This window comes from Flavobacterium eburneipallidum, assembly GCF_027111355.2.
Lineage (GTDB): Bacteria > Bacteroidota > Bacteroidia > Flavobacteriales > Flavobacteriaceae > Flavobacterium > Flavobacterium eburneipallidum.
The window spans coordinates 857371-879944 of sequence record NZ_CP114291.2; the positions used below are offsets into that span (position 1 = coordinate 857371).

General features: G+C 34.8%; 21 protein-coding genes. 12 read left to right on the forward strand and 9 right to left on the reverse strand.

The genetic code is table 11. From position 1 onward, the window contains the following. Positions 1 to 56: 56 nt before the first annotated feature. From OZP15_RS03640 to phoU, 5 genes are all read left to right on the forward strand, one after another. Positions 57 to 890 (forward strand): PstS family phosphate ABC transporter substrate-binding protein, encoded by an 834-nt coding sequence (locus OZP15_RS03640; RefSeq protein ID WP_269227116.1) that lies wholly within the window; start codon positions 57 to 59, stop codon positions 888 to 890. A gap of 66 nt (positions 891 to 956) precedes the next feature. Then, positions 957 to 2177, forward strand: coding sequence for a phosphate ABC transporter permease subunit PstC (gene pstC / locus OZP15_RS03645; protein ID WP_269227117.1), 1221 nt, complete (start codon positions 957 to 959; stop codon positions 2175 to 2177). A 2-nt stretch (positions 2178 to 2179) separates the two neighbouring features. Then, positions 2180 to 3127, forward strand: a complete 948-nt coding sequence (pstA, locus tag OZP15_RS03650) for a phosphate ABC transporter permease PstA (protein WP_269227118.1) — start codon at positions 2180 to 2182, stop codon at positions 3125 to 3127. A 95-nt stretch (positions 3128 to 3222) separates the two neighbouring features. Next, positions 3223 to 3981 (forward strand): phosphate ABC transporter ATP-binding protein PstB, encoded by a 759-nt coding sequence (gene pstB / locus OZP15_RS03655; RefSeq protein WP_281337037.1) that lies wholly within the window; start codon positions 3223 to 3225, stop codon positions 3979 to 3981. 88 nt (positions 3982 to 4069) lie between these two features. Then, positions 4070 to 4759: a phosphate signaling complex protein PhoU gene (gene phoU, locus OZP15_RS03660; protein WP_269227119.1), complete on the forward strand. Its 690-nt coding sequence runs from the start codon at positions 4070 to 4072 to the stop codon at positions 4757 to 4759. 55 nt (positions 4760 to 4814) lie between these two features. Here phoU and OZP15_RS03665 read toward each other — a convergent pair whose 3' ends face one another. The 5 genes from OZP15_RS03665 to OZP15_RS03685 all read right to left on the reverse strand — a co-directional run bounded on the left by OZP15_RS03665 (position 4815) and on the right by OZP15_RS03685 (position 11928). After that, positions 4815 to 5879, reverse strand: coding sequence for a glycosyltransferase (locus OZP15_RS03665; protein WP_281337038.1), 1065 nt, complete (start codon positions 5877 to 5879; stop codon positions 4815 to 4817). Positions 5880 to 6026: 147 nt separating this feature from the next. Continuing rightward, the gene (locus tag OZP15_RS03670) at positions 6027 to 6470 is read right to left on the reverse strand and encodes a hypothetical protein (RefSeq protein WP_281337039.1); all 444 of its coding nucleotides are present in this window, start codon (positions 6468 to 6470) and stop codon (positions 6027 to 6029) included. Positions 6471 to 6546: 76 nt separating this feature from the next. Then, positions 6547 to 9963 carry a DUF8818 domain-containing protein gene (locus OZP15_RS03675; RefSeq protein WP_281337040.1) on the reverse strand — a complete coding sequence of 1139 codons (3417 nt, stop codon included), beginning with the start codon at positions 9961 to 9963 and terminating at the stop codon, positions 6547 to 6549. 126 nt (positions 9964 to 10089) lie between these two features. Next, the gene (locus OZP15_RS03680) at positions 10090 to 11346 is read right to left on the reverse strand and encodes an aspartate kinase (RefSeq protein ID WP_269227121.1); all 1257 of its coding nucleotides are present in this window, start codon (positions 11344 to 11346) and stop codon (positions 10090 to 10092) included. Between the two features lie 114 nt (positions 11347 to 11460). Further along, positions 11461 to 11928 (reverse strand): GNAT family N-acetyltransferase, encoded by a 468-nt coding sequence (locus OZP15_RS03685; protein WP_269227122.1) that lies wholly within the window; start codon positions 11926 to 11928, stop codon positions 11461 to 11463. A gap of 166 nt (positions 11929 to 12094) precedes the next feature. On the opposite strand from OZP15_RS03685, the gene fbp reads away from it, so the two are divergent. Then, positions 12095 to 13114: a class 1 fructose-bisphosphatase gene (gene fbp, locus OZP15_RS03690; protein WP_269227123.1), complete on the forward strand. Its 1020-nt coding sequence runs from the start codon at positions 12095 to 12097 to the stop codon at positions 13112 to 13114. A gap of 104 nt (positions 13115 to 13218) precedes the next feature. Here fbp and OZP15_RS03695 read toward each other — a convergent pair whose 3' ends face one another. After that, positions 13219 to 13650: a tellurite resistance TerB family protein gene (locus OZP15_RS03695; RefSeq protein WP_281337041.1), complete on the reverse strand. Its 432-nt coding sequence runs from the start codon at positions 13648 to 13650 to the stop codon at positions 13219 to 13221. Positions 13651 to 13839: 189 nt separating this feature from the next. Here OZP15_RS03695 and OZP15_RS03700 point away from each other — a divergent pair, with 189 nt between their 5' ends. From OZP15_RS03700 to OZP15_RS03710, 3 genes are all read left to right on the forward strand, one after another. Further along, positions 13840 to 14433, forward strand: a complete 594-nt coding sequence (locus OZP15_RS03700; protein WP_269227125.1) for a HupE/UreJ family protein — start codon at positions 13840 to 13842, stop codon at positions 14431 to 14433. A gap of 1 nt (position 14434) precedes the next feature. Further along, positions 14435 to 14863, forward strand: a complete 429-nt coding sequence (locus OZP15_RS03705) for a deoxycytidylate deaminase (RefSeq protein WP_269227126.1) — start codon at positions 14435 to 14437, stop codon at positions 14861 to 14863. Between the two features lie 89 nt (positions 14864 to 14952). Next, a complete protein-coding gene (locus tag OZP15_RS03710) occupies positions 14953 to 16524 on the forward strand; it encodes a S41 family peptidase (RefSeq protein ID WP_269227127.1) in 1572 nt (523 codons plus the stop codon). Here OZP15_RS03710 and OZP15_RS03715 read toward each other — a convergent pair whose 3' ends face one another. The 3 genes from OZP15_RS03715 to OZP15_RS03725 are packed head-to-tail and all read right to left on the reverse strand — an operon-like array spanning position 16525 to position 17965. Then, complete coding sequence (locus OZP15_RS03715) at positions 16525 to 17133, reverse strand: FAD-dependent oxidoreductase (RefSeq protein WP_281337042.1); 609 nt, start codon at positions 17131 to 17133, stop codon at positions 16525 to 16527. Then, a complete protein-coding gene (locus OZP15_RS03720; protein WP_269227129.1) occupies positions 17133 to 17336 on the reverse strand; it encodes a hypothetical protein in 204 nt (67 codons plus the stop codon). The genes OZP15_RS03715 and OZP15_RS03720 overlap by 1 nt, the downstream gene beginning before the upstream one ends. 53 nt (positions 17337 to 17389) lie before the next feature. Next, complete coding sequence (locus OZP15_RS03725; RefSeq protein WP_432419384.1) at positions 17390 to 17965, reverse strand: MarC family protein; 576 nt, start codon at positions 17963 to 17965, stop codon at positions 17390 to 17392. 217 nt (positions 17966 to 18182) lie between these two features. Between OZP15_RS03725 and OZP15_RS03730 the strand changes: the two genes are divergently transcribed. The 3 genes from OZP15_RS03730 (at position 18183) to OZP15_RS03740 (ending at position 22558) form a co-directional block, all read left to right on the forward strand. Continuing rightward, positions 18183 to 18764, forward strand: coding sequence for a DUF3109 family protein (locus OZP15_RS03730; RefSeq protein ID WP_269227130.1), 582 nt, complete (start codon positions 18183 to 18185; stop codon positions 18762 to 18764). 236 nt (positions 18765 to 19000) lie between these two features. Beyond that, on the forward strand, positions 19001 to 19978 hold the full coding sequence (locus OZP15_RS03735; RefSeq protein WP_269227131.1) for a ribonucleotide-diphosphate reductase subunit beta: 978 nt from the start codon (positions 19001 to 19003) through the stop codon (positions 19976 to 19978). A gap of 150 nt (positions 19979 to 20128) precedes the next feature. Beyond that, positions 20129 to 22558: a ribonucleoside-diphosphate reductase subunit alpha gene (locus tag OZP15_RS03740; protein ID WP_281337043.1), complete on the forward strand. Its 2430-nt coding sequence runs from the start codon at positions 20129 to 20131 to the stop codon at positions 22556 to 22558. Positions 22559 to 22574: the final 16 nt, after the last annotated feature.

A 22574-nucleotide genomic window follows, 5' to 3' on the forward strand; every position in this document is an offset into this window, starting at 1 on the left:
ACACAGGCTTAACCTTGCGGCTATACATTTGTCAAAAATTAAAACTAAAATCAAAAATGAATACAACTAAATTAAGAATTGCAGCCCTTTTAGTAGTCGTGATGACTATTGGGTATTCGTTTACTACTTTGAGTAAAATAACAATCAAAGGTTCGGATACCATGGTGATTTTGTCACAACAGTGGGCAGAAGCTTATATGAAAAAACACCCTGGAACAACTATTCAGGTTACTGGTGGAGGATCAGGAGTGGGTCTTGCTGCATTAATAAACGGTTCTACAGAAATTGCTAATTCAAGCCGTCCAATAAAGCCAACAGAAGTAGAAAAATTAAAGGCAAAATACAATAAACCTGGTGTTGCAATTGCTTGTGCTAAAGATGGTTTGTCTGTTTTCTTAAACAAAGGAAATTCTGTTTCGGAATTGACAGTAGCGCAAATCGGAGATATTTTTTCAGGTAAAATAACCAACTGGAAACAAGTAGGAGGAGCTGATGCAAAAATTCAATTATACGGAAGAGAAAGCAGTTCAGGGACCTTTGAATTCTTCAAAGAACACGTGGTGAAAACAGATTTTTCTCCATCTTGCCAAACTTTGCCAGGAACTGCAGCAATTGTAAATGCAGTAAAAAAAGATAAATATAGCATTGGTTACGGTGGTGCAGCTTATGCAGAAGGTGTGAAAGATTGTAAAGTAAAAAAGGATGCTAAAAGTAAAGGAATTTTGCCAACAGAAGCAACCATCAAAAACAAAACATACCCAATTTCAAGATACTTATTCATGTATTTGAAATCAAAACCAACTGGCGAAACTAAAGCTTTTATCGATTGGATTTTGAGTCCAGAAGGTCAAAAAATGATTGCAGCCGTAGGTTATTTTCCAGTAAAATAAAAAAATATAAAAATCCCTCTCTTCATTTAGGGAGGGATTTTTTTTATGAATTCTTAAATCCATTAAATGAATTCTCCACTTCCAAAAGAACAAACTTTTACCAAAGAAAGTTTAAAAAAACAATTTCGGCTTTCTGAATTTTTGGCCGAGAAAATTATTTCAACAGTAGCTTTTCTCTCTATTGCTATTATTTTTTTAATATTCATTTTTGTTTTCAAAGAGTCTTTACCGTTGTTTAGTACCAACCAAAAAGCGAAAGAGAATTCAGAAATACAAACCACAACAACAGCAGTAGAAACCTACGGAAGCGAAACTTCTGAAGAAAGCCAACCCGAAACTTATGGAACTTCAACCGAAAGTTTAGAGCCAGAAACTTACGGAGAGCCTACAGAGGATTTGAATGTAGCGACAGAAGAATCGACCGAGCCTGAATCTTACGGAACAGTAACCGAAGATTTGAATCCTGGAGCAACAACAGATGAAACTCTTGTAACTGAAAAAGCCCTTGAAAACAAAGAAGGAGCCGACAAAACTTGGAGTACTTTTTTCACTACAGAATGGGTTCCTGTTTCAGATAATCCACGATTCGGATTGTTAGCTTTACTTATTGGAACTTTAAAAGTAACAATTATCGCTATGCTAATTGCTGGACCATTGGCAATACTGGCAGCCGTTTACACTTCTTGTTTTGCATCCAATAGAAGAAAAGAAATCATCAAACCGATTATCGAAATGCTAGCAGCTTTTCCATCAGTAGTAATCGGATTTTTTGCGATGATGGTTTTGGCTACTTTTTTCCAAGATATTTTTGGTTATGATTCTCGATTGAATGCTTTTATTGGTGGTGTTGCCATGGCATTGGCAGCTATTCCAATTATTTATACCATTTCTGAAGATGCCCTTTCGGCAGTTCCAAAAACCTATACCGAAGCCAGTTTAGCATTAGGAGCCAGCAAAGCACAAACCGCTTTTTCGGTGATTTTGCCAGCAGCAACTCCAGGTATTTTTGCAGCCTTGCTTTTGGGTGTAGGTCGTGTTTTTGGTGAAACCATGATTGCATTGATGGCAACAGGAAACGCCGCTTTATTATCGGCAAATCCGTTTGAAAGTGTACGAACTTTTGCCGCAACTATTGGATCTGAAATGGCCGAAACTGTTTTTGGAGAAACTCATTATAGTGTGCTGTTTTTTATAGGTTCGTTGCTTTTCATTTTCTCTTTCATATTAAATGCTGTGGCAGAATTTTATGTTAAGGGAAGATTAATCAAAAAATTCCAAGGTAAATAAGTATGGAAAATACAATTGATATAGTAGAAAATCCGTTTTCTAAAGCGAATAATCATAAAGGCAAAGAGATTAAAGAAAAAGCAGTTGTAGGAATTACTCAACTGGCAGTTTTTTTGATTATTGCCATCTTGTTTGTCATCTTGGGAATTATCATTTACCAAGGTCGTGATAAGTTTTCATGGGAATTTATCAGTTCTTTTCCAACGGATGGAATGACTAAAGGAGGAATTTTTCCTGCTTTGATTGGTACTTTTATTTTGGTTATTGTTATGTCGATTGCTGCAGTTCCATTCGGGACAGTTACGGCAATTTATCTAACAGAATATGCTCATGAAAAATCAAAATTTGCAGCAGCAGTTCGTTTTTCAATTCGAACTTTAGCAGTAGTTCCTTCTATTATTTTTGGACTTTTTGGATTGGGTTTTTTTATCCAGTTTGTGGGCAGCGGAATGGATTCAGCTTTTAATGGGGGCGAATTGCATTGGGGACAGCCTAATATTTTGTGGGCGAGTTTAACCATGGCTTTATTAACGCTTCCCGTGATTATCGTTTCGGTAGAAGAGGCTTTGAAAACCATTCCGAGAGAATTAAGAGAAGCCAGTTTAGCATTAGGAGCAACGAAATGGCAAACCATAAAAAAAGTTGTTTTTCCAGGTTCTATTTCGGGAATTATGACAGGAACAATACTTGCTGTGAGTAGAGGAGCAGGAGAAGTAGCACCGATATTGTTTACAGGAGCAGCTTATTATCTAGCCACTTTACCAGGTTCTTTGAGTGACCAATTTATGAATTTGGGGTATCACGTTTATATCATGTCAACCCAATCTTCGGATGTGGAAAAAACAATGCCTATTCAATTTGCGACTACTCTAGTATTGTTGATTCTTACGTTGTCGTTAAATTTAGTTGCAGTTGTTATCCGTTCCAGAATTAGAAGAAAAGCAAAATAGAGATTTTTGATTAACGAATTTTGACCCGAGCGTCAGCGAACTGGCGAAGCATTTCAGATTTTGGAGTCACACCTTTTATCAAATAAAGAAATAAAATGAAAGATATAAAAATACAGGTTAATGATTTGTCATTATACTACGGCGAAAAGAAAGCATTAAAAGAAATTTCGATGCAAATTCCAGCTAATAAAGTTACCGCCTTGATTGGGCCTTCGGGTTGTGGGAAATCTACTTTTTTGAGATGTATCAACCGAATGAATGACTTGATTCCGAGTGTGAAAATCACAGGGGAAATGCTGGTCGAAGGAATTGATATTTACGATAAAAACGTTGATGTGGTGAATATCAGAAAAAAGATTGGAATGGTTTTTCAAAAATCGAATCCGTTTCCGAAATCCATTTATGAAAATGTGGCTTATGGACCAAGAATCAATGGATTGAAAGACAAAACCCAATTGGACGAAATTGTAGAGAGATCTTTGCGACAAGCCGCTATTTGGGATGAATTCAAAGATAGATTAGATGATTCTGCTTTGGGATTATCGGGAGGTCAGCAGCAACGTTTGTGTATTGCAAGAACATTGGCGGTAAGCCCAGATATTATTTTGATGGATGAGCCAGCGAGTGCTTTGGATCCTATTTCGACTTCAAAAATTGAAGAATTGGTTCATCAATTGAAAGAGCAATATACTATTATAATTGTAACACATAATATGCAACAGGCTGCGAGAACCAGCGACCATACTGCGTTTTTTTATATGGGTGAATTGATTGAAATGGGTAAAACAAACACTATTTTTACCAAACCAGAGAAAAAACAAACCGAGGATTATATCACAGGAAGATTTGGATAGTTGTTTAATCGTTTATTTGTTTAACCGATTAAACAGTTAAACGATTAAACAGTTAACTGATTAATCTTTTTAAACTAAAAATTGTAAGATGACACACTTTGAAATGGAATTAGAAAAACTTAAAAATGTAATCGTAAAAATAGGTTTGCTAGCCGAAGTTCAGGTAAGCGAATCAGTAAACGCATTACTTTCAGAACCTTTTTCGGAAGTGAAAGATGTTAAGAAAACTGAACAAAAAATAGATAAATTAGATGTAAAAATCGACGAAATTTGTCAAAGTATTTTTGCCTTACAGCAGCCTGTAGCGTCTGATTTGCGCTTTATCATGTCGGCAATGCAAATCAGTAACGAAATTGAGCGTATTGGAGATTTATCCATTAGTATCATCAAAAAAACCAAGAGCATTAAGGACAAACATGATTTGATTACCAAGTTTAGTATTGCTGAATTAGCTAAACAAGTTGAATTAATAAATACAAAAACAAATGAGTGTTTTTTGTCTCGTGACCAAAATGCTATTGGAGAGATATTGGTTTTGAACAAAAATATCAAAAACAAGTGCGACGAAGCCATTCACGGTATTATCAGCGAAATGAAAACCAATTCGAAAGTAGTGGTTTCTGGGACTAATCTTGTAATTGTTTTAAAGCATTTGGAGCGCATTTCAGAACATTGCTCGAATATTGCCGAGTATGTTTATTTTATGGTTAATGCCAAAATCATCAAACACGAAAAATTTGAAGATAACACTATTTTACCTCCAACTATAGAGGAATAACAATTTTTTCAAGACTAGAAAAACCCCGAATTGGAAGTATGCTGATTCTGGGTTTTTATTTTTCGAATACACTAAATAATTTCTTCCAATCTAATGTTTTTTCGGTTAACGAAAGCCCTTTGTAAACCCCAATTTCTTGAAGATTTTTTATCTTGAAATGTTCTTGTTTGGCATAAGGAGCCAGTCCTTCATTTTTTAATTTTTTGGCTAAATATTCTTGTTCGTATTGCCCTGGAGTAGGGATCAAAAAAGTTTTTTTATTCAGTTTTGCCAAATCCATGATGGTAGTGTAGCCTGATCTGCATAAGATATTTTCGCTTTCGTTAAAAGTTTGTTCTAACTGGCGTGAATTCATGAAGTTGTAAAAAGTTACATGGTCTATTTCTTCTTTTTTTTGCTCCTTTTCGACAATGCCTTTTATGAAAACTACCTTTCCATTATAATGAATGATTTCCTTTTTTAGTTTTTCTTCAAGTAATCCTCGTTGCGGTTCTGGACCAGATAGAATAATCATCAAGTCGTATTGTTTTGGAATATCTTTTTTGTGCATTCGGCTCAAAGGCCCAATGTATTTTATTTTGAAATTTGCATTTTCGAGATGACCTAATTTTCCGGATAAGTTGGGTGATTTTTCAAAATCAGGTATCCAGCATTCTGTATATTTCTTAATGATAGATTGATGTAGTTTACTAGTAATCCAGGTGGTGCTTCCTGACATCACATTCAATTGGTGTGTGATAAATACCGAGGGTACTTTAGTGCTAAAAACGCCTAATCTGTTATCAGAAATGATGCCGTCAATATGGTGTTTTTTAATCCATTTTTTAACTATTTTTCTTTCTTCTAAAACGGCTTCAATCATTTTGGGGCAGTTCTGCAATAATTTCCATTTGAAGTTTTTACCATTTTTGGGGTATTCTATTTGGTATGAAGGCAATTCAAGGGTTTGTAAGTAAGGGAACTCTTTTCGCAATAATTCCAATGCAATACCATCTGAAGCTATAATTGGAGTATAATCGTTTTCTTGTAATTCTTTAATAATGGGAATGCAACGTGTGGCGTGACCCAATCCCCAATTTAATGGTGTAATTAAGATGGTTTTATTATTGTTTTTATCCATTTATTCAAAAATAAGAGTAGTATGCTTTTGTTTGTGAAGTTATAAAAAATACTCCTCTTACGTATTTTCAAATTATTACGTTAGTATTAAATTACATCATAAAAAAAAGCTGTCTAAAATAGACAGCTTCGTTTTTTGGAATTAAATTTAATCCTGAATATAGGTTTTATTTCCGTTTTTATTGATGTAATATTTCCCACCTTTTGGACCCGTATATACTTTTTTTCCTTTGTATTCTCCTGTGATTTTATCCGCTTTTTTAGGTGCTTTTTCGGTAGATTCTTTTAATGTTGGTGCTTTGGCAATTTTCTTTTTGGTGTCTTTTACGATGGCTTCTTTTTTGTCAGCTACTTTCTTTTCGGTTGCTTTGGCGTCTTTTTTTACAGCTTCTTTTTTGTCTGTTACTTTCTTTTCTGTTGCTTTGGCTTCTTTTTTAACCGCTTCCTTTTTTACAGTAACGTCTTTGTCGTAATCATAAGCTGATTTCTTTTTGGTTGCTTTTTTTTCAGTAGTCGTTTTAGCCTTTGTTTCTTGGGCATAAAAAGTAGAGGAATAAACGAATAGGAAACATAATAAAATTAGTTTTTTCATAATGTATTGATTTTAAGTTTTTGAATAATAAAAATAATAAATTTAAGATTACAAATATTTTTATACCAAGAATATTTTAAAAATAAGCTCTCAATTGAACACTTCCGGTATGAATGGTTGGGTTGGTTTCGCTTTTTCGTCCTTGATAATTGAGATTGATGTCCAGAAAACTCGTTAAGTTTTTTTGAACCAACAATCGCCAAGTTATATTTTCTCCTGTTTGTAATCCTTCCAGCATTTGAAAACCCACGGACGAAAATTCATTGCCCACATATTTGTTTTGGTAAAAAGAAACTTCGCCATTCATCGTGATTTTCTTTTCTCCTGCGTAACTAAACGAAGTTCCAAACCGGCTTTGTTGTAAAGTTTCTAAAGATCCAATTTGATTTTCCTTGTTTTGAAATTCATAAAACAAATCCCAACTCGTGCTTTTTGAAAACAAATAGCTGATTTTTGGAGCCAATTGATAGCCTTTTATCGCATAATTTTTCTCGGGATAATTTTCGGATGTCAAATCCGTTTGAATGGTTTTGGCAAACCAACCGAACAACCAACTTTTTTGGTACAAATGATTGTACTGCATTTGGTGCGAACTGTTTTTGGCATCTTGCGAACCAATAGAAAGTAAATTTTTAGCATTATTTTGCACATAAGTATAAGTTACAGAATGCAATTGTTTGCCTCGATTGAAGAACAAACTGTTCCTGAAACTAGAATTCAATCCCAGCACATTTTCGTCCGATTTGCTAAACGGATTCAAATCGAAATTATCGCCTTTGTTTTCCACTTTTCGATCTATGAGATACGAAGATTGGTTATAAAAATAAGAGAGTGCTTTTTTGAATCCAGTTTCATTTTGCCACTGATTGGGATTTAAAGTAATGGATTGTGAAAATTTATTCTGATGGGTTTTGATGTAAATTCGATTGGGCAAATAAACTCTAATGTATTTCGCTTGGTCAATAAATGGCGCTACTTCAAACTCTTCTAATTCCTGAATTCCGTTACCATTGTAGTCGTTCCAAGTATAAACGCCTTGTCCGACGGCTACTTCTAAATAAGTGAATTCTTGTTGCGGAATCGAACCCGAATTGGTTTCGAAAACCGTCGTCGATTGTATCAATTGATTAAAAAATCGATCGTTGTATATCGCCCTAGAATTCAACGAAGGTTCATTTTTTTTACTTGGATCTACAAAATCCAATACGCGGTAATTCGCAAAAACAGACAAATCACTTTTGTTGGTTTGAATTAATTTCGACCGTAAAGCAAAGGTTTGAGAATTGTTTACCCGTTGAATCATACCGTTTTGCAGGCTGTCATTCGCTCTTTTATAATAACCCAATTCCACAAAAACTTTGGTGCTATCGCCACGACCCGCAAAAAATCCGTATTCTGTAAATCTTTGGCTTAAAGCCGAAAATTGATTGGTAGCTTTGTTTTTTTCTTGATTGTCCTCTAATCTTAAACTGCTGCCAATCCAATTTTTCTTGAAATGGTATTTAACTTGGGTTTGATTCCGCAAGAATTTGGATGAAGAAATTGTCGCTTCACTATTTAGAAAGCTGCCCAAACTTTGAATCTTCCAATTATTCAAATTAAAAGAAGCATTCAAAAAATGACGATTCCCCGCAAAATTTTCAGAAAAATCTAGTTTTTCGAATTGGTAAATCAAACTGCCTTTTTCGGGTAAACTCATTTGCAATCCTGAAATCAAATAACTTTGATTGCCAATGGCAGTTGTTCCTAAATTCCAATCTCGGCTAAATTCAATACTGTACAAACGTTCTACAGTACTGAAATTTTTGGCTATAAATTGATAATTCGCAAACGCATCGACATTCCATTTTCTGGAAAAAAGGCGTTGTTTTATATTTATTTTAGTCGCCACGCCTTCATTGTTAGAATCGTCTTGAGTTGAAAATAAGTTTTTGTCATTATTGCTAACACCAATTTCAAAATCAATGGCTGTTTTTTCGCTAGGATTGTATTTTCCTAAAAATGTAGCGACTTGCGTTTTTATAGGAGCAACTAATTGAATTACGGGTTCGAAATTTCCTTGCGGGATTCCATTTATGGGTTCGATGTATTCGTAAATTCTTCCGATTGCAGCATTGCTTTTCAGGATGTAATTTCCTTTGTTGGCGTCAACTGGAGTGAATCTCACATTGTATAAAACATCGTCTGGATTATTCGAATATTCGAAAATTTCGACTGTATTGATTGTCGTTTTCTGATACAAAATTTTGTTGTCAGAATACGAATCTACATAAGCCGATGGTGCCACCATTAAGTCTGTGTTATCACCAGCATTCGATAAAATTTGCGCTTGTTCTGTCGAAAGGCTTTGCTGTAAAGGCTGGTTTTTCAAATCATTTTCAGAATACAAATAACTGCCAAAACTCCATTTTTTGCTTTCGTGCGTTCCGCCAACATAAGTAACGAGTCGAGTGTAATTTTGATTGGTATATTGGTATTCTACCACAATTCGCATTTCGGACGTGACGGTAAAAAGCGGCGTAAAAATGATTTCACCAGCATTGTAGTCTATCACATAATCGTTGTTTTCGCCTCGTTTTAAAAGAATTCCGTTGACATAAACCCGTTCTGAACCCGAAATAACCAATACATACAACTCGCCACTTTGACCAATTAATTTATACGGGCCTTGATTGCCTTCTTGCCCAATAAAATTGCTCCTTGCATATTGTCCTCTGACCAAGGCTGCCGATGCGAAAATATTGGTCTTGTTGTCGTCTTCTCCAAAATCGAAACTAGCGGCGATTCCTTGTGCTTTTTTGTTGAAATTTAGGAATTGACTTTTGTGGTTTTCCAAGAAAACGTCGCCTGCTCGAATATTCCATTTTTCGCTGAAAAGTTCCATAAAAACATTGTCAAATTGATCTAGTTTTTGCGAATAACCACCATCTTGCAACGGAATATTACTGTCTTGTAAAGAAGCTCGTAAACTCACTTTTTCGGATAATTTTCCTGTGATTTGTAAATCGAGATTGGAGTTTAAAACCGAATTTTGATTGTTGCCAATAGTTACTCCACGAGTAATACTTCCCGAAGTGTTGAGACCTTCAAAAGGAGTGTTTTTTTTCTGAATATTTTCTCTTTCAATTTTATATAAATTGCCCGATAAGGCCTCGTTGCTCACTACTTTACTATCGTCGTAAATGCGATATTCTTTGGTCAAAATCTCGGGAAGTTTGAGGTAATGAACCGTCAATGAATCCGAACTAAAGGGCAAATTTTCGCTTAAAATTAATGTTCCTTTTGCAAAATTGATTTGGTAAAATGTAGAATCAACAGGTTTGTCATTAACATCAAGTAATTTAAAATTACTCGAATTGATGCTGTTGTTTTCTAGATGTATCGTGTCTCGGGAAATGGATATTTTTTTGGTTTTGTACAACGAATTTCCTTCCTGTGCCTGTAGCCCAGAAAAGTAAATGAGTGCCCACAAAAGCAAGAGATTCTTTAGCATAAATACTTTAACTCGAAAGTATCAAAAGTAGTATTTATAATTGGGAAAAGTAATGACAAAAAAACCGCAGATTCACAAATTTAAAAGTCTGCGAATCTGCGGTAAAATTATCCAGATAGTTATTGACTAACTTTCTTGCGTTATAATTTGCATTGTTTCCGTACTCACTTGTTTCAAGATAACCGTTTTGTTTTCTTCAACAGTATGTGCTGCTTTTTCGTCGAAATGGCGAATGGTATATAATGTAACATGTTCTGTAAAATCGACTTTGAATTTTTTAGATAGAATAGCATTTACATCCTTGAAGTTGTCAAATTTATCTTCGATACAAACAGAGAAACTAATCGCTGAATTCTGAATCAAGTTTACTTTTAATTTGTATTCGTGGAATAAGCCAAAGATTTCGCTGATGTGTTCTTCCATAATAAAAGAGAAATCTATAGAAGAAAGCGATAGCAATAATTGGTTTCTTTTTACAATAAAACAAGGCATATAAGGCTCCAAAGTTGCTCCTTTAGAAACGCTTGTTCCAGGCAATAATGGATTGATAAACGATTTTACATACAAAGGAATTTCCTTTTTTTGTAGTGGTTGCAAGGTTTTTGGGTGAATAACCGTTGCGCCATAAAACGCCAATTCAATCGCTTCACGATACGAAATCTGGTTCAATAAACTTGCATTTTCAAAATATCTTGGATCAGCATTCATCACACCTGGAACGTCTTTCCAGATGGTTACGCTTTCCGCATTCAAGCAATAAGCAAAAATAGCAGCCGTATAATCCGAACCTTCACGACCTAAAGTAGTAGTGAAATTATTTTCGTCAGAACCTAAAAAACCTTGTGTAATGTTTAGAATTTTTCGCTTTACATTTTTCGAAATATTTTGCTGTGTCAATTCCCAATCTACTTCGGCATCTCGGTAGTTAGAATCGGTTTTTACAAAATTTCTAACATCCAACCATTGGGTTTTGATGCCCATAAAGTTCATGAAATGACTTAAAACTGTAGTCGAAATCAATTCACCATAACTCACAATTTGGTCATAAACAAAATTGTAATTCGGTGATTTGTTGTGTGCCAAGAAATATTCTAATTCTGCAAATTGAGCATTTACAGCAGCAAAAACTTCATTTTTTTCATCCTCGAATAAATCCAATAAAATTTCGTTGTGGTATTTTTTTATTTCTTGAACAGACGATTGCAATTCTGGCGATTTGTCAAAATAGTTTTTGATTACTAATTCCAGTGCATTTGTGGTTTTTCCCATGGCGGAAACCACTAATAATACGTCTTCGTAACCTGCTGTTTGCAAAACGCTATATACGTTTTTAATTCCTGCGGCATCTTTTACAGATGCACCACCAAATTTGAATACTCTCATTTTTAAATTTAGATTTCTGACTTTAGATTTCAGAATAAACTACTGAAAACTAAAAGTCATTTATTGATATGTTTTTTTTCTAATCCTTTTTTGTACATGAACAAAAGTTGCAATCTAAAATTGGAACTCTGAAATCCCTTTCTCGTCCATTTGCACTACTTTCCAGTCGTCAAATATTTTGGCTCCTGATTTTTTGTAAAACTCGATAGCTGGCGTATTCCAATCCAGAACAGCCCATTCAATTCTTCGAACACCGTCTTTTTTGCCTTGCTTCATAATTTCATCATATAAGGCTGAACCCACTCCTTGTCCACGCATTTCATCTTTTACAATTAAATCTTCCAAGTGGATGGTTTTACCTTTCCAAGTTGAATAGCGGTAATAATACAAAGCAATTCCAACAATTTTTGATTCTACTTCTGCTACAAAAACATGAAACAAAGGAACTGCTCCAAAACCATCACGAATTAAATCCTCAACTGTTATTACCACAGCATCGGGCTCTTTTTCAAAATCGGCTAAATCTTGAATTAGTCCCAAAACGGCTTTCATATCTTCAGCTGTGCCTTTTCGAATGTTCATATTGTCTTATTTTACGTTTTTTTCTGCGTTTGAAAAGATTTTACAAACAAAAAGTTATAAAATTTTAAGCAAATATACAATTCTGATAAACGGATTGAATAAAATACGATGATTTTCACAAATAATCCGATATTTGTGACTTCAAACTAACTACAACGATTTCATAATGGAAGAACGCAACAAAACTCTAGGAGAATTCATCATCGAAAATCAACACGCTTTTCAATATTCGTCAGGTGAATTGTCTAAAATAATCAATTCAATTCGATTGGCTGCCAAGGTGGTCAATTATAAAGTAAACAAAGCTGGATTAGTGGATATTGTTGGAGCCGCTGGCGAGCAAAACATTCAAGGCGAAGACCAACAAAAATTAGATGTTTATGCCAACGAAGTTTTTATTCAAACTCTAATCAATCGTGAAATTGTATGCGGAATTGCATCCGAAGAAAATGACGAATTTATTACGGTTGAAGGAAGCGACCACAGTCATAATAATAAATATGTGGTTTTGATGGATCCTCTTGATGGTTCGTCTAATATTGATGTGAATGTTTCGGTAGGTACTATTTTTTCAGTTTTTAGAAGAGTTACGCCAATAGGAACTCCTGTAACGATAGAAGATTTCTTGCAACCAGGTATTAATCAAGTAGCAGCAGGATATGTAATTTATGGTACATCAACGATGTTGGTTTATACTACAGGTCACGGCGTGAACGGATTTACATTGAATCCCGCTATTGGAACCTTTTATTTATCGCACCCCAATATGCAGTTTCCAAAAGACGGAAATATTTATTCAATTAACGAAGGAAATTATGTTCATTTCCAGCAAGGTGTAAAAGATTATATCAAATATTGCCAGTTAGAAGAAGAGGACAGACCTTATACGTCTCGTTACATTGGAAGTTTGGTTTCTGACATTCACAGAAACATGATTAAAGGCGGCATTTATTTGTATCCAACGAGTACTAAAGCACCAAATGGAAAATTAAGATTACTTTACGAGTGTAATCCAATGGCTTTTATTGTAGAGCAAGCGGGCGGAAAAGCATCGGATGGATTAAATAGAATAATGGAAATACAACCAACAGAATTGCACGAAAGAGCTCCTTTCTTTTGTGGAAGTTTCAATATGGTCGAAAAAGCCGAAGATTTTATGCGATTGGCAAAGTTGAGTAAATATTAATTCGAAATAGTATTGTAAACAAAACACCCCAAAACGAATGTATTTGTTTTGGGGTGTTTTTAGTTTTAACTCCTTCGCTTTTGGAGAGGGCTGGGAGAATTTTTTTATTTATTCATGTGCTCCATTTCGTAAACAAAAGTGTCAGCATCAACTTTTTTATCTACTAGTGTAAGGGCTTTGTCAACAATATAGTTTACGTTTTCTGGATTAAATCCTAATGCTACACCAATTTTTCTTAACAAAAGATCTTGTTTGTCGCCTAATTGATGATCTACATGCACCATTCTAGCAAGGTCATACAAACGCTCTAATCTTTGCGCACGCAAATAAGGAGGGTTGATCGGGTATTTTAAAGGATTTTCAAGGATTTCTTCGTATTCTGATTCCGTGATTTCTAGGTTTCTAGATAGTTTTTCTAAAAATTCTTTTTCTTCAGGACTAACTATTCCGTCGGCAAGTGCTACACGAACAATAGCCGAAAAATGACCTTTATTTCTTTGTTTGAATTCGCTATCGAATAAATCGGAGAATGACATAATAGTGTTAAATTAAATGATTTCCACAAAGGTAATTTTAATTTTGCTTTCTAGCCAATATCGGTTTTTAAATTTTTCATAATTAGGTTAAAAAATCAAGTCGGAGAATATATTTATGAGTATGCTTTCAAACTATTTTCAAAATATATTGTAAGTTTGACAGTCCCTAATCTTTAAAACTATTGTAAAATGGCAGAATTTTGGATTTATTTTGAAAAAGGCTTAAGGCATATTCTCGATGCTTATGCTTATGATCATATCTTGTTTTTAACAGCTTTGACACTGCCTTATGCTTTTAAAGATTGGATGCGATTGTTACTTTTAGTGAGTGTTTTTACACTTGGTCATTCTTTGGCGTTACTCTTGTCTATTTTTGGAATTGTATTTGTCAAAGGTCATTTTGTCGAGTTTTTAATTCCAATAGCCATAATTATTGTCGCTATTTTTCATCTTTTTACTGCTGGAAAATCATCCAAAAAAGAAAGTATTAGTGTGGTACTTTTTATTACACTGTTTTTTGGAATTGTACACGGATTAGATTATGCTACTTATTTCAAAACGCTAGTGAGTGGTTCTCCACAATCCAAATTATTGCCTTTGTTGGAGTTGGGATTAGGGATTGAAGCAGCTCAAATAATAGTAGTTTTTGTGGTTTTGGTACTTTCGTATATTGTTCAAACCTTCTTTAGATTTTCAAAAAGAGATTGGACATTAGTGATGGCATCATTTATAATTGGTGTAGTTTTGCCAATGATTATCGAAAGCAAAATCTGGATTAGATAAAATGGAAAAGAAAAAATTAAATAAATACGATAGAGCTTATCTTCGAATTGCCAAAGAATGGGGACTTTTGTCCTATTGCAAGCGCAAGCAAGTAGGAGCCATAATCGTTCGAGATAAAATGATTATTTCCGATGGTTATAACGGAACACCTTCTGGTTTTGAAAACTGTTGCGAAGATGCAAACGGCTTGACCAATTGGTACGTACTTCATGCCGAAGCGAATGCGATTCTTAAAGTAGCTAAATCTACTCAAAGCTGCGAAGGAGCCACTTTATATATTACACTTTCGCCTTGCAAAGAATGTAGTAAATTAATTCATCAATCGGGAATTACTAGAGTTGTGTATCAAACCGCATATAAAGATACTTCGGGGATAGATTTTCTTGCCAAAGCAGGTGTGATGGTAGAACAAATTGAAGTTTTAGAATAAATAAAATGAGCATAATCGGATAGTAATGTCAATGATGGTTTTGTATGTGAATTACATTTGACCATTAAAAAAGCAATGAAAATCTCCAAATGAAAGTCAATCCGAATTTTTTACCCATTATTATCGCCGCAGCCATTGCCTTTGGAATTCTTCTAGGTGGCGGACTTAATTTTTCAGAGCAGAATTATTTTTTGGTTAAAAATTCCAAAGGAAAACTCAACAGACTCCTTGATTTTATTGATAACGAATATGTAGATAGCATTAGTTCCGATTCGATTATGGATAATGCTATCGATAATATCTTGGGACAACTCGACCCACATTCGATATATATTCCAGCTAGTGAGCAAACTCAAGTTGCCGAAAGTATGAAAGGCGATTTTGTGGGAATTGGCGTGAATTATTATATGTATAAAGATACGATGGCAATCTTGAAAACCATCGAAAATGGTCCTTCAGAAAAAGCAGGAATAAAAGCAGGAGACCGAATTTTGTATGTTGATCAAACAAAAATGTTTGGACGAAAATTGCCCAACGACAGTTTATTTGCAAAATTAAAAGGAAAAGAAGGCTCGGAAATTGTATTGACCATCTTTAGAAAATCAGAAAATAAAAAACTGAAAATAAAACTCAATAGAGGCGTTATCCCAATAAAAAGTGTTGATGTAGCTTTGCTTTTAGATAAAAATACGGGTTTTATAAAACTAAACCGATTTGCAGGAACAACTTACGAGGAATTCAAAGATGCCTTGGATAGTTTAATACAAAAAGGAATGAAAACACTGGTTATCGATCTTCGAGATAACGGAGGAGGTTATATGGAAGAAGCCATTGCTATTGCTGACGAATTATTAAAAGACAAACAACCCATCGTTTTTGTCAAAAATAAAAAAGGAACTACCGAAAAAACATTTGCTACAGCAGGTGGAAGTTTTGAAACTGGAAGAGTATTTGTTTTAATCAACGAAAATAGCGCCTCGGCAAGTGAAATTCTCGCAGGAGCCATTCAGGATAACGATAGAGGAACAGTTATAGGGCGTCGTTCTTTTGGAAAAGGATTGGTGCAACGTGAATTGGATTTTGCCGATGGATCCGCCGTGAGATTAACAATTGCTAGGTATTATACGCCAACAGGTCGTTCTATACAAAAGCCTTATATCAAAGGAAGTGAAGGATATGGTAAAGAATCAGAATCTCGTTTTACGAATGGAGAACTGTACTATAAAGACAGTATAAAAACACCTAAAACACCACAATTTAAAACTCCAAAAGGCAGAATTGTTTACGGTGGTGGCGGAATTGTTCCTGATGTTTTTGTTCCTTTAGAGTTAAACCAAGGCGATGAAAACACTGCCTATTTGCTGCAATCGGGTTTGGTGAGTCACTTTGTTTTCGAACAATTAGACAAAGATAGAAATGCCTTCAAAGACTTAACTTTTGAGGAATCAATGGATAAAGTCAATACTACTGATTTGTACTTTAAGACATTTCAAGATTTTCTTGCTACTCATGAAATCGATTTGAAATTGGATAAAAACAAGTCTTTAGCCAAACGTTATTTGTCAGCAGAATTTGCCCGACAATTATTCAATGAGCAAAAATATTATGAATTGGTGTTAAAAGAAGATTCAATGATTCAGCGGGTTTTAAGGAAAGATTGATTATTTTCTTATGCTATCATGAGCATGAGTCTGAATTCCTCCATTCCATAAAGTAAGAATATCGGTGGCTACTGCTGCTCCACTTCCAGCTGCAATCGCTACTTGGCTTCTCCAGCCTGCTAAAACGCCAATTACATAAATGCCTTCAGCGACTTTATGATCGTTGTTTTTGAGTTGGATTCGTTGTTTTTCAGGAAGAGACTTTTGATGTGGTTCTACAAATTGCATCAAGCCTTCAATCGCAAAAGTATTAGCAGAACCAATTCCTACTACAATTGATTTCGTTTTATAACTATTCTTGTTGGTAAGGACTGTGAATTCAGGCGATTCACCTTCGATTTTCAATACTTTTTCGTCGGCAATTTGTGTAATATGAGGATAGGTTTCTCGTAAATGTTCGATGCTTTCTGATAATAAATCCGCACCTAATTTCCTAGCAGGAATTCCGTAAGCATTGTTAATGAGAGCTTCTTGAAGAGCAGAAGTTTTTTGGTGAGCGATAATTCCAATTTTTTTATCAGTGGCAAAAGATTTGTTTTTGGCAGAACCCAAAACAAGAGCACACGACATTCCAGAAACGCCACCGCCTAGGAGTAGAACATCAAACATTATAGTTTGTCGTTCATTTTTTCTTCAATATTCTTTGACATCTTAAAAATCAAAAGAATCAAAACCGCACAAATAGAAGCAGCGATTCCAATAAAAGCCACCATGCTATTTCCTTCAAATGGGTTTTTAAAATCCAAAAGACAGATATTAAAAATAATCAACCCCAATGCCAAAACGACCAATATATTAGTAAACACTTTCATAAAAATATTTTTTTTCTTCTAAAATCCAGAGGGTAAATTTATAAAAATTTATTTTAGAGGAACAAATCTTTAACATTAGCAGCGAATAATTTAACAGCAATTGCCAAAAGTACCACGCCAAAGGCTTTTCGGATGACTCCCAAGCCATTTTTTCCTAACCATTTTTCGATTTGAGCAGAGGATTTTAGAACAATATATACTACGATGACGTTCAAAATAATAGCAACTACTATATTTAAGGTTTGGTATTGCGCTTTCAAAGACAATAAAGTAGTCATGGTTCCTGCGCCAGCAATCAGCGGAAAAGCAATGGGAACAATTGAGGCAGAGCTGGCTTCTTCATCCCGATAAATACGAATGCCTAGAATCATTTCTAAAGCCAAAAAGAACAATACGAACGAACCTGCTACCGCAAACGAATGCACATCGATCCCAATAAGATTCAGGAATTCTTCGCCAATAAAAAGAAAAAAAATCATAATCAATCCTGCTACTAACGAAGCTTTTTCGGATTCTATTTGACCGTGTTTGGTTCTTAAATCAACAATAATAGGAATTGTTCCTACAATATCAATTACGGCAAAAAGTACCATTCCTACTGTGGCTATTTCTTTGAAATTTAGTTCCATGATTTGGTGTGTTTGATGTAGTAAAAGTATTGAATTTCAAATCGATAAAACTCATTTTTGATTATTTTTTAGAATAATTTAAAAGTGTTTAAGGAGTTGACTTTTATTGGTTTAATTTTAAAATTCACTCAAAAGAAGAAAGTAATAATACAATTAAATGAATAATAAACTCAAAAATTAACAGTCAAAATTCAGAATTGCTGGCTATCTTTGCAAAATGTTTCAACTAGGAAAAACCATCGTATCAGAAGATATTCTTGAAAAAGAATTTGTTTGTAATTTATCAGCTTGCAAAGGCGCATGTTGTGTCGATGGTGACGCTGGCGCACCATTGAGCGAAGCCGAAACCAAAATTATGGAAGCCATTTATCCAAAAGTAAAACCCTTTCTTCGCAAAGAAGGAATTACCGCTATCGAAGCGCAAGGCACTTGGACAAAAGGAACCGATGGCGATCTTGAAACACCTTTAATTGATAATAAAGATTGTGCTTACGTCATTTTTGATGGTAAAACTGCACTTTGCGGAATTGAACAAGCTTACAATCAAGGAATTGTAGATTGGAAAAAACCCGTTTCCTGTCATTTGTATCCCATTCGTGTTAAGGATTTTACCGAATTTGCTGCCGTAAATTATGATAAATGGGACATTTGCGACGATGCCTGCTCTTTAGGCAAAGAATTAGAAGTTCCTGTGTATAAATTTGTCAAAGAAGCACTCGTTCGACGATTTGGCGAAGACTGGTATATCGAACTCGAAAAAGTGGCCGAGGAATTGAAAAATGATCCTCGAAAAAAATAAACACCTTCCCTTTTTTTCTTTTATTAAACCCCTATGTTTTAGGGTGGTTTCTTGTTTTTATGCTTTTTAAATAACTGATAAACAGTGTTTTATTATTTGTATGAAAAGCATTCTAATTGTTAAAAACTCAAGCCGATTGTGAATAAGTTTGACTTTTAATAACCACGATAATTCACAATCTTTGTAATCTACGAAAAGCACACTTTTCAATAAAATCTCTAAAAAACAAAATCAAAATGTCGCAAATTGAACCAATCTTACAAGAGAACAAAAATAGATTCGTAATATTTCCTATCAAACACCAAGATATTTGGGAATTTTATAAAAGCATGGAAGCCAGTTTCTGGACTGCAGAGGAAATAGATTTATCCCAAGATTTAAACGATTGGAACAATAAGTTAAGCGAAGATGAAAAATATTTTGTAAAACATATTTTGGCATTTTTTGCGGCTTCAGACGGAATTGTAAATGAGAATTTAGCAGAGAATTTCGTGAACGAAGTACAATATGCTGAAGCCAAATTCTTCTATGGTTTTCAGATAATGATGGAAAATATTCATAGCGAAACCTATTCGCTTTTGATTGATACTTACGTAAAAGATGAAGCTGAAAAGACAGAGTTGTTTACGGCAATAGATGTTTTTCCTGCGATTAAGAAAAAAGCAGAATGGGCTTTGAAATGGATCGAATCCGATTCGTTTGCTGAACGATTAATTGCTTTTGCAGCCGTAGAAGGAATTTTCTTCTCCGGAAGTTTTTGTTCTATTTTTTGGTTGAAAAAACGTGGATTAATGCCAGGTCTGACATTTTCAAACGAATTAATTTCTCGTGACGAAGGCGTTCACTGTGATTTTGCTGTGCATTTACACAATCATCATTTGGTAAACAAAGTCCCAAAAGAGCGAATTAGAGAAATTATTGTAGATGCGTTAAACATCGAAAGAGAATTCATTACCGAGTCAATTCCTGTGAGTTTGATTGGAATGAATGCTTCTTTGATGACACAATATTTAGAGTTTGTTACCGATAGATTGTTGGTCGAATTAGGATGCGAAAGAGAGTACAATACACCAAATCCATTCGATTTTATGGATATGATTTCGCTCCAAGGAAAAACCAATTTCTTCGAAAAGAAAGTAGCCGAATACCAAAAAGCAGGAGTGATGAACACCGATTCTGACGCTCAAAAAATTAGTTTCGACGCTGATTTTTGATTTTTTTAATCTTTGTCAAAGTTCAAAACTTTGACAAAGATCCTTCTTAAAAATAAATTATAGAATGCCCGGGATTAGTTTCCCAAAATAGTAATACAAATTCACCTAAATAGAAAAGGGATTTTCTGTTTAAAAAACAACAACAAGATTATGTACGTAGTAAAAAGAGACGGTAGGAAAGAGCCAGTAATGTTTGACAAAATCACGGATAGAATTAAAAAACTATGCTATGGTTTGAATGATTTAGTAGATGCCGTAAAAGTGGCAATGCGAGTAATTGAGGGGCTTTACGATGGAGTTTCAACATCAGAATTAGATAATCTTGCGGCTGAAACGGCTGCTTCCATGACTATTGCGCATCCAGATTATGCACAATTAGCAGCGAGAATCGCCATTTCGAATTTGCATTCAAATACCAAAAAATCATTCTCGGAAACGATGAACGAAATGTTTCATTATGTCAATCCGAGAACCAATCTAGAAGCACCTTTGCTTTCAGAAGAAGTGCATAAAGTAATTATGGAAAATGCCGAATTCTTGGATTCGCATATTATATACAACAGAGATTTTAACTACGATTATTTCGGTTTTAAAACCTTGGAACGTTCGTATTTGTTGAGAATTAACGGAAAAATTGTAGAGCGTCCGCAACACATGTTGATGCGTGTTTCGGTTGGAATTCATTTAGGGGATTTGAAATCTGTAATTGAAACTTACGACTTGATGTCGAAAAAATTCTTTACACACGCCACGCCAACATTGTTCAACGCTGGAACGCCAAAACCACAAATGTCTTCTTGTTTCCTTCTAGCAATGCAAGATGACAGTATTGACGGAATTTATGATACGTTAAAACAAACCGCTAAAATATCGCAATCAGCAGGAGGAGTTGGACTTTCTATTCACAATGTTCGTGCAACAGGATCTTATATTCGTGGTACAAACGGAACATCAAACGGAATTGTGCCCATGTTAAGAGTGTTCAATGATACGGCTCGTTATGTGGATCAAGGTGGTGGAAAACGTAAAGGAAGTTTTGCGATTTATATCGAAACTTGGCATGCTGATATTTTTGATTTCTTGGATTTGAAAAAGAATACTGGAAAAGAAGAAATGCGTGCGAGAGATTTATTCTTCGCCATGTGGACTTCGGATTTATTTATGAAACGTGTGCAAGAAGATGGACCTTGGACTTTGATGTGTCCAAACGAATGTCCAGGTTTGTATGACGTTCATGGTGAGGAATTCGAAAAATTATATACCGATTACGAAAAGGCTGGCAAAGGTAGAAAAACCATCAAAGCACACGAATTGTGGGAGAAAATTCTAGAATCGCAAATCGAAACTGGAACACCATATATGTTGTACAAAGATGCAGCAAACCGTAAATCAAATCAAAAAAATCTTGGAACCATTCGTTCGTCGAATTTGTGTACCGAGATTATGGAATATACTTCAAAAGACGAAATTGCAGTTTGTAATTTAGCTTCACTTTCGTTACCAATGTTTGTTGAAAACAATAAATTCAATCACGAATTGTTGTTTACGGTTACCAAACGTGTAACTAGAAACTTAAACAAAGTAATCGACAGAAATTATTATCCAGTACAAGAAGCAGAGAATTCTAATATGCGTCACCGTCCAGTAGGATTAGGAGTACAAGGTCTTGCTGATGCTTTTATTATGTTACGTTTGCCTTTTACTAGTGACGAAGCAAAGAAATTAAACCAAGAAATTTTCGAAACTTTATACTTTGCAGCCGTAACCGCTTCGATGGAAATGGCAAAAGAAGAAGGACCTTATTCTACATTTGAAGGATCGCCAATTTCGCAAGGAGAATTCCAACACAACCTTTGGGGAATGAAAGACGAAGAACTTTCAGGACGTTGGGATTGGGCATCATTGAGAAAAGAAGTAATGGAACACGGAGTAAGAAACTCATTGTTGGTAGCACCAATGCCAACAGCTTCGACTTCACAAATTTTAGGAAACAACGAAGCATTCGAACCGTATACTTCTAATATTTACACCAGACGTGTACTTTCAGGAGAATTTATCGTGGTGAACAAACATTTATTAAATGATTTAGTAGAACGCGGACTTTGGAACGAAAGTTTGAAACAAGAATTAATGCGTAATAACGGATCGGTTCAAGACTTAAACATTCCGCAAGACTTGAAAGACTTGTACAAAACCGTTTGGGAAATGTCAATGAAAGATATTATCGATATGTCTCGTCAGCGTGGTTATTTTGTAGATCAATCGCAATCGTTGAACTTGTTTATGCAAAACGCCAATTACTCTAAATTGACGTCAATGCACTTCTACGCTTGGCAATCTGGATTGAAAACAGGAATGTATTATTTGAGAACCAAAGCAGCAGTTGATGCTATCAAATTCACATTGAACAACGATAAAAAAGCAGAACCAGTTGAGGTAAAAGAGCCAGTTGCAGAGCAAAAACTACAACCTATTGCTGAATTAAACGAACCTGTAGAAATAAGTCCAGAAGAATACAGAGCCATGATCGAATTAGCTAAAAATGCTGGTCCAGAAGATTGTGAGATGTGTGGGTCTTAAAGGAAATAGAACAAAG

Coding starts and splice junctions, on each gene's coding strand:
- OZP15_RS03715 (WP_281337042.1), bottom strand. CDS start 17,133: ATGTTTGATGTTCTACTCCTAGGCGGTGGCGTTTCTGGAATGTCGTGT.
- OZP15_RS03735 (WP_269227131.1), top strand. CDS start 19,001: ATGTCGCAAATTGAACCAATCTTACAAGAGAACAAAAATAGATTCGTA.
- OZP15_RS03700 (WP_269227125.1), top strand. CDS start 13,840: ATGGCAGAATTTTGGATTTATTTTGAAAAAGGCTTAAGGCATATTCTC.
- OZP15_RS03740 (WP_281337043.1), top strand. CDS start 20,129: ATGTACGTAGTAAAAAGAGACGGTAGGAAAGAGCCAGTAATGTTTGAC.
- OZP15_RS03695 (WP_281337041.1), bottom strand. CDS start 13,650: ATGTCATTCTCCGATTTATTCGATAGCGAATTCAAACAAAGAAATAAA.
- OZP15_RS03680 (WP_269227121.1), bottom strand. CDS start 11,346: ATGAGAGTATTCAAATTTGGTGGTGCATCTGTAAAAGATGCCGCAGGA.
- OZP15_RS03670 (WP_281337039.1), bottom strand. CDS start 6,470: ATGAAAAAACTAATTTTATTATGTTTCCTATTCGTTTATTCCTCTACT.
- pstC (WP_269227117.1), top strand. CDS start 957: ATGAATTCTCCACTTCCAAAAGAACAAACTTTTACCAAAGAAAGTTTA.
- OZP15_RS03710 (WP_269227127.1), top strand. CDS start 14,953: ATGAAAGTCAATCCGAATTTTTTACCCATTATTATCGCCGCAGCCATT.
- OZP15_RS03665 (WP_281337038.1), bottom strand. CDS start 5,879: ATGGATAAAAACAATAATAAAACCATCTTAATTACACCATTAAATTGG.
- pstA (WP_269227118.1), top strand. CDS start 2,180: ATGGAAAATACAATTGATATAGTAGAAAATCCGTTTTCTAAAGCGAAT.
- OZP15_RS03725 (WP_432419384.1), bottom strand. CDS start 17,965: ATGGAACTAAATTTCAAAGAAATAGCCACAGTAGGAATGGTACTTTTT.
- OZP15_RS03705 (WP_269227126.1), top strand. CDS start 14,435: ATGGAAAAGAAAAAATTAAATAAATACGATAGAGCTTATCTTCGAATT.
- OZP15_RS03675 (WP_281337040.1), bottom strand. CDS start 9,963: ATGCTAAAGAATCTCTTGCTTTTGTGGGCACTCATTTACTTTTCTGGG.
- OZP15_RS03685 (WP_269227122.1), bottom strand. CDS start 11,928: ATGAACATTCGAAAAGGCACAGCTGAAGATATGAAAGCCGTTTTGGGA.
- phoU (WP_269227119.1), top strand. CDS start 4,070: ATGACACACTTTGAAATGGAATTAGAAAAACTTAAAAATGTAATCGTA.
- OZP15_RS03640 (WP_269227116.1), top strand. CDS start 57: ATGAATACAACTAAATTAAGAATTGCAGCCCTTTTAGTAGTCGTGATG.
- pstB (WP_281337037.1), top strand. CDS start 3,223: ATGAAAGATATAAAAATACAGGTTAATGATTTGTCATTATACTACGGC.
- OZP15_RS03730 (WP_269227130.1), top strand. CDS start 18,183: ATGTTTCAACTAGGAAAAACCATCGTATCAGAAGATATTCTTGAAAAA.
- OZP15_RS03720 (WP_269227129.1), bottom strand. CDS start 17,336: ATGAAAGTGTTTACTAATATATTGGTCGTTTTGGCATTGGGGTTGATT.
- fbp (WP_269227123.1), top strand. CDS start 12,095: ATGGAAGAACGCAACAAAACTCTAGGAGAATTCATCATCGAAAATCAA.